Here is an 11,211-nt window from a genome sequence, read left to right as displayed (position 1 = left end):
TTTGGTTACTTTGGGGCTTTTCCAAAGTGACCCGCCGTAAGGGCGGAACCATAAGCCGCCGTTATCTAACCAACGGATATGTACACAACCACCACCAACAACACGCCAGTTATATCCATAGCCAAAAACGATATTGGTATATACCAGATCACTCCCCTATAAATCCCCCACCAAAACAAGCTGTGCTGGAGTAACACGCAATGGTGTCGGTAAAGGTCATGCTCGAATACTTCCACCCCTGGCCAAACTCGGCCGGCCTGTACCTGGCCCGCGAACGCGGCTGGTACAAGGAACTGGGCCTGGATGTGGAACTGGTCGTCCACGACCCCTACCACGGCGACACCCTGCAATACCTCCTCACCGGTGCTGCCGACTTCGGCATCTTCCCCAGCAACCGCCTGCTGGTCCGCCGCAGCCTCGGCCAACCGCTACAAGGCATCGCCGCCATCAACCACGCCGGCCTGGAATCGATCCAGACCCTCACCGACTCCGGCATCCGCCGCCCCCGCGACTTGGTGGGCAAGCGCCTGGCCCTCAACCCCACGCCACGCGGCCTGGCCATGGTGCGTCACCTGGTCAGCCAAGACGGCGGCGACCCGAACGGCGTCATCCTCATAGACAGCGGCGTGCGCGAACTGCGTCCCGAGCAACTCGCTGAAGGCCTCGCCGATGCCAGCTTCGGCGGCTACTGGGCCTGGGAAGCGCTGATGCACAGCCCCATCGCCGCCGAGCGTCGCGTGGTGTTGCCGGTGGACGAGATCGGCGCACCGGCCTATCACAGCTACCTGCTCGGCGCCCATGAACGCACCCTGGCAGACAAGCCCGACGTGGTCCGTGATTTCCTCGCCGCCACCGCCCGCGGCTACTTGGCCGTGGCGCAGGACCCGTCGATTGCCCTCGCCGCCTACGAACACACCACGCCGTATTTCCCGGCGGAATTGTTGAGCGCCTCACTGCATAAAATCGCCCCGACCTGGCTGCACCAAGGCCGCTGGGGCGAGCAACGCCAGGCGCTGCTGCAACCCTACGCCGAATGGCTGCACCGCCACGCGGTGCTCGACACCCCGCAGGCCTGGCAGGGCGCAACCAGCAATGGGTTCCTGCCCGAGGTGGCGGCATGAATCCACAGCGCACGGCCCATGGCCTGGGCCTGGAACCGGTCGCCGCCGACTGGCCGGCGTTGCACGAAAGCGACATCGAACAGCTGCTGCGCAATTACCCGCAACTGGGCGCGCTGCACAGCCTGCATTGGCACAGCCCACGGCCGTTTTCCGCCGCAGGCTTGATTACCACCGGCACGGGCACGCTGTTCGTCAAACGTCATCACCAACACGTGCGCCAAGCCGCGTGGCTGGAAGAAGAACATCGCCTGATCGCCCACCTGCACCGCCAAGGCGCGCCGGTGGCCGCAGTGGTGTCGAACCAACAAGGCGCCACGGCCACCGCGCAAGGTGAGTGGACCTATGAAGTGCACCACGTCGCCGAGGGCCTGGACCTTTATCGCGATGCACTCTCATGGTCGCCGTTCCAACACCCTCAGCACGCCCTCGCCGCCGGCCAGGCGTTGGCACGGTTGCATCAGGCAGCTGAGCACTACGCGGCGCCGCCACGCCAGACCCCGGTGCTATTGGCCAACGCGCGATTGATCGAGCACGCGGCACCGCTGGAAAACATCAGCAGCGCCTACCTCGCCGACAAAGACTGGCATGCCCAGCTCAGCGAGTTGTTGCTGCCCTGGCACCGCGAGTTGCGTCCGTTGTTGGTCGAGCAACCACCGCTGTGGACCCACAACGACTGGCACGCCTCCAACCTGCTGTGGAACGCCGACGGCAGCGTGTCCAGCGTGCTGGATTTCGGCCTGGCCGACCGCACCTTCGCCCTCTTCGACTTGGCCACCGCCCTCGAACGCAACGCTGTGCCCTGGCTCGACCTCGACACCGCTGGCGTGGCCCGCGCCGATCTCGACAGCGTCGATGCGCTGCTCGCCGGCTACCACCAGGTGCGTCCGCTGAGCGCGAGAGACCTGCACACCCTCAGCGCCCTGTTGCCCTTGGTGCATGTGGATTTCGCGCTGTCGGAAGTGGCGTATTTCCACGACATCGTCGGCGCAACCAACAGCGCCGATGTGGCGTATTACGCCTACCTGCTCGGCCATCTGCGCTGGTTTGCCGGGGCCGAAGGGCAGCGTCTGCTCCGCCATATCCGGCGTAAAAACGTATGAGCATTCTGGTCGACAGCCACTGGCTGCACGCGCGTCTCGCCGACCCGACGCTGGTAATACTGGATGCCACGGTGATGTTGCCGTCGCCAGCCTTCGACGGCGATTACCGCGTCAGCAGCGGTGAAGAGGGCTGGTTGCAGGCGCACATCCCTGGCGCGCGGCATGCCGATCTATTGACTGAACTGGCCGACACCCAGGCCAGCTTCAGTTTCGCCCTGCCGACAGCCGAAACCCTGGTCAGCGTGATGGCCAGCCTCGGCGCCGGCCAAGGCAAAACGCTGGTCATCTACGACCGCGCCGATGGCTTCTGGGCTGCGCGCCTGTGGTGGATGCTGCGCAGCGCGGGCATCGACGCTAGCGTACTCGACGGCGGCTTCAACGCCTGGCGCGCAGCCGGTCTACCCGAACGCAGCGGCCCCGCCGAATCGATAACACCCGTACAACCCTGGGCCATCCACCCGCGTCAAAACCTGTGGATCGACCGCTACGGCGTCGAAGCCATCGCCAGCGGCCACGCACCGGGCGTGCTGATCTGCGCCCTCGGTGCCGCGCTGTTTGAAGGCTCGGCCGCCACCCGTTACGCCCGACGCGGACACATCCCCGGCAGCCAGAACCTGCCGGCCCGCCAGCTGTTCGACGCCCACGGCCGCTACCTGCCCAAGGATGCCCTGGCCCTGGCGATTGGCCCCACGCTGCTGCACAGCGACGGCCCCCTGGTGTTGTATTGCGGCGGCGGTATTTCCGCTGCCGCCAACGCGCTGGCCCTGACCCTGTTGGGTCGCCAGGACATCGCGATCTACGACGGCTCCCTCCAGGAATGGGCCGCCGACGCACGCTTGCCAATGACTACCGGAGCAGCTCCGGCCTGACGCCACTGCTGGCGAACCCGGCTTTTTCATCACGAACTGGCAACCCGTCCGTTGCGCAGCGCTGGGCCCCTTTGTGCCCGATAAAAGCGTACGGCAGCGGCGGTCAGACCTTTGGAGCGCTCTCTACATGGCTACACCCTATCGCCACACCCTGCTCGCCCTGAGCATCGCCTTCGCCGCCACGGCCGTGCAGGCCGAGGATACGACCCTGGGCACCGTCACCGTCCTCGGCCAGGAAACCACCGACTACCAGGCGAAAAACGCCGTCGTGGCCGGTTTCGATAACGCGCCGCTGCTGGACACGCCGGCGTCCGTCGCGGTGATTACCGAAGCCCGCTTGAAGGACCAGCAGGCGCGCTTGCTCAGCGAAGTGTTGAAGAACGACGCCTCGGTCGGCGACAGCTACGCCCCGGTCGGCTACTACGAGAATTTTGTGATTCGCGGCTTCGCCCTCAACCCGGCGAGCAGCTACAAGATCAACGGCCGCACCATCACCGGCGAACAGAACGTCGCCCTGGAAAACAAACAACAGGTCGAAGTGCTCAAGGGCCTGGCCGGCTTGCAGAGCGGCGTCTCCGAGCCCGGCGGGCTGGTCAACTACGTGAGCAAGCGCCCGGAGAACGTGCGCTCGGTCACGGTGTCCACCAATGAACAGGGCGAACGCTACCTGGCCACAGACATCGGCGGCTGGCTCGGTGCCGAACAGCAGGTGGGCGTGCGCATCAACCTGGCCCACGAAGACATCCGCTCCTATGTCGACCACGCCGACGGCAAGCGTGATTTCGCCTCGCTCGCGCTGGACTGGAACATCAGCCCCAACGCCCTGCTGCAACTCAACGCCGAGTACCAGGACCGCGAGCAACACTCGGTGCCGGGCTATCAACTGCTCGGCGGCACCAGCGTGCCGCACCATGTTTCGCCAAAGGACATGCTCGCGTACCAGAGCTGGTCGAACCCGGTGGGCATCCGCTCGTTGAACCTCGACGGGCTGTTCGAATACCGCTTCAACGACGCCTGGAAAGCCAGCTTCAGCGCGTCCCGCAGCCGCGTGGTGATCGACGACTACAGTACCTTCGCCTGGGGCTGCTACGGCGCCGCCAGTTGCGCGAATACCGCCGTGCCCAACCACTTCAGCGCCGAGGGCGACTACGACATCGCCGACTACCGCAGCCCCGACGATACCCGCAGCAACGAGGAGGCCCAGGCCGCCCTCAACGGGCAGTTCGACACGGGCTTTCTCAAGCACGACCTGACCTTCGGCACCACTGCGTTCCGGCGCTTGGTGGACCGGCGCAAGTCGGTCAACGAATACATCGGCGAGGGCAATATCTACGAACCGACCCCAGTGCTGGAACCTTATGACGGCCCGCTCGGCCACACGTATCGCCGTCTCGACAGCCGCCAATACGGCCTGTTCGCCAGCGACCGCATCAGCTTCAACGAGCAATGGCAAACCGTCCTCGGCGGGCGCCAGGTGCGTCTCGACGAGGAGACTTACAACCAAACCGGCGCCACCACGCGCCACACCCAGCGCAGCGTGTTCCTGCCCCAAGCGGCATTGATCTACAAACCGCGCCCCGATACCTCGCTGTACGCCAGCTACAGCAAAGGCTTGTCCCTCGGCGGCGAAGCCGCATGGTTCAGCAGCAACGCCGACGAGGTGCTGCCGCCGACCACTTCGCGCCAGCTGGAAGTGGGGATCAAGCGTGACTTCCAGCGCCTGAGCCTGACCGCCGCGCTGTTCCAGATCAGCCAGGACCTGCAATACAACCACCCGAATGACGACGGCACGACCACGTTCGTGCAGCAAGGCAAACAGAAAAATGTCGGCATCGAGCTGTCCGCCAACGGCCGCGTGACTTCCGATCTGCAAGTCTCGGCCAGCGTCGCGGCGATCCGTGCGCGGGTCAGCGGCAGCGGCACCGATGCCTATGACGGCCACCAGGCGATCAACGTGCCCAAGCTGCGCGCCAGCCTGCATGGCGACTACAGCATCCCCGGCATCCCGGGCCTGGCCTTGCTCGGCGGCGTGCAATACAGCGCGAGCAAGTACGCCAACCGTGAAGCCACGGTAAAGGTCGACGACTACGCGGTGTTCGATGCCGGCGCGCGCTACACCACCCGGGTCGGCGATTACGCTACTGTGCTGCGCCTGACCGTCGACAACCTGTTCGACAAACGCTACTGGCGCGATGTGGGTGAATCGGCGGGCGACGGCTACCTGTTCCTGGGTGCGCCGCGCACCGCGCGGTTATCCGCCACCGTCAATTTTTGAGGCCTATCGTTCATGCGTAATCTGATGTTTTCCAGTGTGTGCCTGCTCTCCACCGCCCTGGTCGGCTGCCAGCAGCAACCGCCCGCCAATGACCAGTTGGACGCGGTGCTGTGGACCCAGACCTCCATCGAGCACGAGCTGATTTACCGCCAGGTCTTCGCCAGCGCCACCCGCCAACTTGACACGGCCCTGGCCGACCCGACGTGGGACGCCCTGCCCTTGCCGCCGCGCAACCTCAGCGGCCTGCCCCCGGCCGTGGTGGTGGATATCGACGAAACCGTGTTGGACAACGTGCCGCTGAATGCGCGGGACATCCTCACCAACCAAGTCTATTCCTATGATCGCTGGAACACCTGGGTCGATCAGGCCAAGGCGCAGGCACTGCCGGGCGCTGTGGAGTTCCTGCAAGCAGCGGACAAGAAAGGCATCACCGTCTACTACATCACCAACCGCGAGCACAGCCAGGTCCAGGCCACGGTCAACAATTTACGCCTGCGCGGTTTCCCGGTGGCGCACAACGAACAGGTGCTGGCCGCCAGCACCCCGACCGGCCACTGCGAGCAAGCCGGCTACGGCAAGAACTGCCGGCGCCAATGGGTCGCCAGCCACGCCCGCGTGCTGATGCTGGCGGGTGATTCCTTCGGCGACTTCGTGCAGGCCGAACACAACACCCTGGCCGCGCAACGCAAGGCCGCCGCGCCGTACCTGGCCTGGCTCGGCCAGCGTTGGTTCCTGCTGCCCAACCCGACCTACGGCAACTGGTACAGCGCGCCCTATGGCGATCAGGAAAAACTGCCCTTCGAACGCAAGCGCCAACTCAAGCAACAGGCGCTGCACCTGGAAAACTAGTTGTTGAGAGAGCCCTATGTCGCCACTGGAAATCGTCGCCGTCTGCTTCAACATCACCGGGGTCTGGCTCACCGCCCAACGGGTGCGCTGGTGCTGGCCGGTCAGCGTGGTCGCGGTGTTGTTGTATGCCTGGATCTTCTTCGAGGTGAAGCTGTACTCGGACATGCTCCTGCAACTGGTCTTCGCCGTGCTGCAAGGTTATGGCTGGTGGCGCTGGAGCACCGGGCGCGTGGACGCCGGCAAGGTGCGGGTGGAACGCTTGCCGATGCAGGAGGCATGGCGGCACTTGCTGGCGGGCTTGATCGGCGCCGTGGCCCTCGGCGCGGTGATGCACCACTTCACCGACGCCGCCCTGCCCTGGCTGGACTCGCTGCTCACCGCTTTCAGCCTGGTGGCCAGCCTGTGGGCGGCGCGCAAATACGTGGTCAGCTGGTGGTTGTGGATCGTGCTGGATGCGGCCTATGTCGGGCTGTTCCTCTACAAGGGCCTGCACCTCACCGCCGCCCTGTACGCCGGTTTTGTGCTGCTGGCGGCCTATGGCTTGCGGGCCTGGCAACGTGACCTGCGCCAGCAGGAAGGGTAGAGTCACGCCCACGTCATGCCTGCCTACGGAACCCCAGGATGCCTTTCGACCCCATTTCCCCGCACTACCAGCGCATCCGCGAACAGATCGCCCACGACATTGCGTCCGGTAGTCCCCAGGCCGACGAGAAATTCCCCTCCGAACGGGACATGATCGAACGCTTCGGCTGCACCCGCGTGACCTTGCGCCAGGCCTTGCAGCAACTGGAGGCCGAGGGCCTGGTCTACCGCGAAAACCGTCGGGGCTGGTTTGTCAGCCCGCAGCGCATCCGCTACGACCCGACACGCATCAGCGGCTTTATGGACTACGTCAGCGCCCAGGGCCGCACGCCCCGCACCGAATGCCTGCACGCCGAACTGCGCCCCGCCGGCCCCTGGCTGGCCAAGCGCATGGGCCTGGCCTCGGCGGATGAACCGGTGTTCTTCCTGCAACGCCGCCGCTGGATCGACCGCCGTCCGGTGCTGCTGGAATTCAACGCCCTGCTCGCCAGCTGGTGCCCCGGCCTGCTGGACGCCGATCTCAACGCCTCACTGACCCAACTGCTGCGTGACCGCTTCGACCGGGTGCAATCGCGCTGCGAGTTGGAGATGCACATCGGCACGGTCAACGAGGAACAGGCGGAGTTGCTGCAACTGTCGCCCGGCTCCACCAGCGTCTACCTGGAGCGCTTGAACTTCGGCGAAGACAACCAGGCCGTGGAGTTCGACCAGGAATTCTGGCGCCCGGATGCGTTGTCGATTGTGATGGAGACCCGGTACCCGGGCACGGATTAAGGGCGAACGCTGTACCTGTGGCGAGGGAGCTTGCTCCCTCGCCACAGGTTATTTTTTGGTGTTAGGCCTTTACGTTCTGCCGGATATTCCAGCCAAACTTCACCGGCCCACCGTCCTTGGCGCCGTCGGCCTTCTGCGGCTGGTAGCTGACATCGACGGTGGCGAAATTCAGGGAGATGCGGTCGTAGAGCAGATCATCCTTACTCTCTGCGCTGGTGCTGTAGGACACCACCATGACTTCCTTCAACGTAATCACCAGATACTCCACCGGGCTGGAACCGCCCGCCTTGCGTACCACCAACCGCGCCTCGGGGTAATGTTTGCCGCTGGCGCAGGCCATCATCAGGTTGGGGCTGGATTTATCCAGCGGTTTGCTCAGGTTCAGGTTGCCGATATCGACCTTGCCCGCACCACCGCCCGTACCGGAATGCATCGAACCCGTCTGCGACAACCCCCATGCCCACTCGGTGATGTCGATCTCGTCGCGGTGCGCCTGGTCCCGTGACTCACCTTTGATATCGCCCAGTTTCAAAAACATATCGACGGCCATGTTGGCTCCCTGTCCTTAGTCAACGCCGGAAATGGCGCGGGGCAGACTTTTCCTGATCCGACACGGGGGCCACAAGCCGCCACAGCAGGATCGGGAAGTGCCTGTCGGCAAACACCGAAACTTCCGACATTCATTTGCGCCGCCGCGTCTTTAACCTCTCAACTCCCGAAAAACCCAGGAGTTAAGGAATGACGACCGCCCTGCTCAAAGATGGATTCCCCTCGGCCCACCGCACCACGCGCCAGCGCATTGAAGGCAGCATCGACCTGCGGCGACTGTTCGCCGCCATCGACGCCGACCCCGCGCTGATTGGCGCGGGGGTGGTGTATATCGATGAAGATTTCAATGTGCTGACACTGCGCGAGTTTCAGGCGGTGTGCAGTGTGCAGGTGAAGAAGGTGGTGTTGCGTGAGGCGCCGAGGGCGGTGGGGCCGGTGGAGTTCAAGCGGATGTTGGAGCATGAGCCGCGGGAGTCGGAATGGGTGGCCGAGGCACTGAATACGGCAATAACGTGTGCCGGAGCGGTACTGAGTTGGGTAGTGGTTACAAGTGGAGTGGCGTTGATGCCGTTTACAGCGGGAACGAGTGCGGTGCTTACCTTCGTCGGCAAAGCTGCTGCTGTTGCGGGTACCGCTCAATGCATCGCCGGCGTTATACGGACGGGATCAGAGGCAGCCTTTCCTGAAGCGAATGACTATCTGGATGACGAAGCCTGGTATCAGGCTGCAACAGTCGTGCTGGACGGTATTGCTCTACTTGGGGTTGCCACATCAGCGTTGGTCACAATGAAGGTCATCACTACAACCACTAAAGTAACGGGGAAAAACACCCGCCAAATACTCAAAGGTTTGACTCGCCAAGAACGTACAAAACTGAACAACGAATTGCTGAGAATCCGAGACCCAAGGTTAACGCCCAAACTGATCAAGCTGGAAAAAGCAGCCGGCAGAGTTGCCAAGCGTATTAGTTCGACACGAATGCAACAGGCAACAGCCGTCCACATATTGGATACCGTCGCTGCTTCGCTAAGCTTCACCAGCAGTGCAATCTCTGGAAACATCAGGACATTGGCCTTGGGCATCTACGAGGAAGTCAGCCAATGAGCAACCAAAGCAAGATAAATGCTCGATATTACTCAGCGACCTTTATTGAAAATCCTTGGCAATTTCTCAAACGGTACATGCCCGTAATCGCAGCAGACCTGCTCGTCGGGTGCTGTTCGATTGCATTGACCGCGATCTTGTCGATGCTCACCTACCTCTCTTATTACACCGTAGCCGTTACCACCAAGACTGCTTTTTTGAGCAGCATTGGATTGGGTTCCGTATTTGCCCTGGCCAAATACGAAGTACTCTACGGCCGCATCCACTGGGTCTGGCTAAACGTCGCAATCTATCTCATCTGCCTGCTGCTCGCACTGCCCACAATCATCTATCACCCCAACGTTTACCTTTACTCACTGACCCTACTCGGCCCACTAATCGGGCTGCTGATTCTTAACAGCAACCGCTGTCGCGAACTGCGACAAAAGTCGCTTGAACTGCGCCACAAGCGCGAACACATCATCGCCACCCTGAAAAAACAGGGCAAATGGAAATGGTGGTAAATGCCGCGCTCACGCCGTTGGAAATAGTTATGCACCAACCGCCTGCAAAGGTTTCACCACCCGCGCCGCCGTATGCCGATTGACCGGCACCGGCAACCCCAAATGCCCGCGCAACGTGCTGTGGCTGTATTCACTGCGGAACAACCCGCGCTCGCGCAGCAGCGGCAGCACTTGATCGGTAAAGCGCGCAAAGTCATCCGGCGCGCCGACGTGGATATTGAACCCATCCACCGCCCCTTCGACAAACCAACGCTCGATCTCATCGGCCACGGTCTGCGGCGAGCCGACAAAGCTGGAGAACGGTTTGGCAAAACGCAACGCCGCCTGGCGCAAGGTCAGGCCCTGGTCGCGGGCGACTTGTTTGATGTTTTCCGCGTGGCCGCGATAGCCGTTGCTGCCCAGATCGCCGAGTTCCGGGAACGGCTCGTCCAGCGGGTATTGGCTGAAGTCGTGGTAGTTGAACGGCCGCCCCAGTTGCACCAGCGCCTTGTCCAGGTCCAGCTCGCCATTGCGCTCACGGTCGATGGCCTGGGCCTGTTCGTCGGTGTCGGCAATGATCGGTGAAATGCCCGGCAGGATGGTCACGTGGTCCGGATTGCGCCCGGCGGCTGCCGTGCGTTGCTTGATGTCGCGGTAGTAGGCCTGGGCGTCTTCGAAGTTGCCGACGCCGGCGAAAATCCCTTCGGCATAATTCGCCGCCAGGCTGCGCCCGGACTCGGAAATCCCGGCCTGGAAAATCACCGGTTGGCCTTGTGCGGAACGCGCGATATTCAGCGGCCCGGTCACGGCGAAAAACTCGCCCTGGTGATCGAGACGGTGTTGGCGCTGCGGGTCGAGGAACACCTTATTGGCTTTGTCGCGCACAAAGGCGTCGTCCTCATAGGAGTCCCACAAGCCCTGCACTACCTCCAGGTGCTCGGCGGCGCGGCGATAGCGCTCGGTGTGGTCGATATGCTGCTCGCGGCCAAAGTTGCCGGCGGCGCCTTCCAGGCCGGTGGTGACCACGTTCCAACCGGCGCGACCGCCACTGATATGGTCCAGGGAGGCGAACTGGCGGGCGACGTTGAAGGGTTCGGTATAGGAGGTGGTCAGAGTCGCTACCAGGCCGATTTTCGAGGTGGCGCCGGCGATGGCTGAGAGCAGGGTCAGCGGTTCCAGGCGGTTGAGAAAATGCGGCGCCGAATCCGGGGTGATGTAGGGGCTGTCGACAATGAACACCAGGTCGAACTTGGCCGCCTCGGCCTGCCGGGCCTGGGCGCGGTACCAGTCGATGTCCACACTGGCATCGCCGGGGATCTGCGGGTGCAACCATTCGTTTTGCGCGGTGCCGACGCCGGTGAGGATGGCGCCGAACTTGAGTTGCCGGGGGGTTGTGGACATGCAAATGCTCCTGGAATAAATGGATATCACTGTAGAAACCGGATCAGAAATGTGGGAGCGGGCTTGCTCGCGAAAGCGGTGTGCCAGTCAAAGATGGTCCAACTG

The 11,211-nt window shown here is 63.0% G+C and carries 12 protein-coding genes; 10 read left to right on the top strand and 2 right to left on the bottom strand.

The genetic code is table 11. The annotated features are described in order from the left end of the window. From NUV89_RS23080 to NUV89_RS23045, 8 genes are all read left to right on the top strand, one after another. On the top strand, nt 1-194 hold a 194-nt coding region (locus tag NUV89_RS23080), incomplete at its 5' end, for a hypothetical protein (RefSeq protein WP_257783137.1). A gap of 6 nt (nt 195-200) precedes the next feature. Beyond that, the gene (locus tag NUV89_RS23075; protein WP_257783136.1) at nt 201-1,121 is read left to right on the top strand and encodes an ABC transporter substrate-binding protein; all 921 of its coding nucleotides are present in this window, start codon (nt 201-203) and stop codon (nt 1,119-1,121) included. Then, nucleotides 1,118-2,221, top strand: a complete 1,104-nt coding sequence (locus NUV89_RS23070) for a phosphotransferase enzyme family protein (RefSeq protein ID WP_257783135.1) — start codon at nt 1,118-1,120, stop codon at nt 2,219-2,221. The genes NUV89_RS23075 and NUV89_RS23070 overlap by 4 nt, the downstream gene beginning before the upstream one ends. Further along, nucleotides 2,218-3,090, top strand: a complete 873-nt coding sequence (locus tag NUV89_RS23065; protein ID WP_257783134.1) for a sulfurtransferase — start codon at nt 2,218-2,220, stop codon at nt 3,088-3,090. The genes NUV89_RS23070 and NUV89_RS23065 overlap by 4 nt, the downstream gene beginning before the upstream one ends. A gap of 127 nt (nt 3,091-3,217) precedes the next feature. After that, complete coding sequence (locus NUV89_RS23060; protein ID WP_257783133.1) at nt 3,218-5,365, top strand: TonB-dependent siderophore receptor; 2,148 nt, start codon at nt 3,218-3,220, stop codon at nt 5,363-5,365. Between the two features lie 12 nt (nt 5,366-5,377). Then, nucleotides 5,378-6,214, top strand: a complete 837-nt coding sequence (locus tag NUV89_RS23055; protein ID WP_257783132.1) for a 5'-nucleotidase, lipoprotein e(P4) family — start codon at nt 5,378-5,380, stop codon at nt 6,212-6,214. A gap of 16 nt (nt 6,215-6,230) precedes the next feature. Then, nucleotides 6,231-6,797 carry a nicotinamide riboside transporter PnuC gene (gene pnuC / locus NUV89_RS23050; protein WP_257783131.1) on the top strand — a complete coding sequence of 189 codons (567 nt, stop codon included), beginning with the start codon at nt 6,231-6,233 and terminating at the stop codon, nt 6,795-6,797. 38 nt (nt 6,798-6,835) lie between these two features. Continuing rightward, entirely contained in the window at nt 6,836-7,570 is a 735-nt protein-coding gene (locus NUV89_RS23045) for a GntR family transcriptional regulator (protein WP_257783130.1), read from the top strand. 61 nt (nt 7,571-7,631) lie between these two features. Here the strand turns inward: NUV89_RS23045 and NUV89_RS23040 are convergent, their stop codons facing one another. Then, nucleotides 7,632-8,120, bottom strand: a complete 489-nt coding sequence (locus tag NUV89_RS23040) for a type VI secretion system tube protein Hcp (protein WP_257783129.1) — start codon at nt 8,118-8,120, stop codon at nt 7,632-7,634. Nucleotides 8,121-8,308: 188 nt separating this feature from the next. Between NUV89_RS23040 and NUV89_RS23035 the strand changes: the two genes are divergently transcribed. Both NUV89_RS23035 and NUV89_RS23030 read left to right on the top strand, forming a co-directional pair. Then, the gene (locus NUV89_RS23035; RefSeq protein WP_257783128.1) at nt 8,309-9,223 is read left to right on the top strand and encodes an NAD synthetase; all 915 of its coding nucleotides are present in this window, start codon (nt 8,309-8,311) and stop codon (nt 9,221-9,223) included. Continuing rightward, nucleotides 9,220-9,726, top strand: coding sequence for a hypothetical protein (locus NUV89_RS23030; protein ID WP_257783127.1), 507 nt, complete (start codon nt 9,220-9,222; stop codon nt 9,724-9,726). The genes NUV89_RS23035 and NUV89_RS23030 overlap by 4 nt, the downstream gene beginning before the upstream one ends. A gap of 27 nt (nt 9,727-9,753) precedes the next feature. Here NUV89_RS23030 and NUV89_RS23025 read toward each other — a convergent pair whose 3' ends face one another. Next, nucleotides 9,754-11,106, bottom strand: coding sequence for an LLM class flavin-dependent oxidoreductase (locus NUV89_RS23025; protein WP_257783126.1), 1,353 nt, complete (start codon nt 11,104-11,106; stop codon nt 9,754-9,756). Between the last annotated feature and the right edge of the window lie 105 nt (nt 11,107-11,211).

Origin of the sequence: Pseudomonas sp. 18.1.10, from assembly GCF_024655625.1 — a bacterium.
In the GTDB taxonomy this organism is placed as follows: Bacteria; Pseudomonadota; Gammaproteobacteria; order Pseudomonadales; family Pseudomonadaceae; genus Aquipseudomonas.
This window is presented reverse-complemented; position numbering and strand designations above follow the sequence as displayed.

Coding starts and splice junctions, on each gene's coding strand:
- NUV89_RS23075 (WP_257783136.1), top strand. CDS start 201: ATGGTGTCGGTAAAGGTCATGCTCGAATACTTCCACCCCTGGCCAAAC.
- NUV89_RS23070 (WP_257783135.1), top strand. CDS start 1,118: ATGAATCCACAGCGCACGGCCCATGGCCTGGGCCTGGAACCGGTCGCC.
- NUV89_RS23065 (WP_257783134.1), top strand. CDS start 2,218: ATGAGCATTCTGGTCGACAGCCACTGGCTGCACGCGCGTCTCGCCGAC.
- NUV89_RS23060 (WP_257783133.1), top strand. CDS start 3,218: ATGGCTACACCCTATCGCCACACCCTGCTCGCCCTGAGCATCGCCTTC.
- NUV89_RS23055 (WP_257783132.1), top strand. CDS start 5,378: ATGCGTAATCTGATGTTTTCCAGTGTGTGCCTGCTCTCCACCGCCCTG.
- pnuC (WP_257783131.1), top strand. CDS start 6,231: ATGTCGCCACTGGAAATCGTCGCCGTCTGCTTCAACATCACCGGGGTC.
- NUV89_RS23045 (WP_257783130.1), top strand. CDS start 6,836: ATGCCTTTCGACCCCATTTCCCCGCACTACCAGCGCATCCGCGAACAG.
- NUV89_RS23040 (WP_257783129.1), bottom strand. CDS start 8,120: ATGGCCGTCGATATGTTTTTGAAACTGGGCGATATCAAAGGTGAGTCA.
- NUV89_RS23035 (WP_257783128.1), top strand. CDS start 8,309: ATGACGACCGCCCTGCTCAAAGATGGATTCCCCTCGGCCCACCGCACC.
- NUV89_RS23030 (WP_257783127.1), top strand. CDS start 9,220: ATGAGCAACCAAAGCAAGATAAATGCTCGATATTACTCAGCGACCTTT.
- NUV89_RS23025 (WP_257783126.1), bottom strand. CDS start 11,106: ATGTCCACAACCCCCCGGCAACTCAAGTTCGGCGCCATCCTCACCGGC.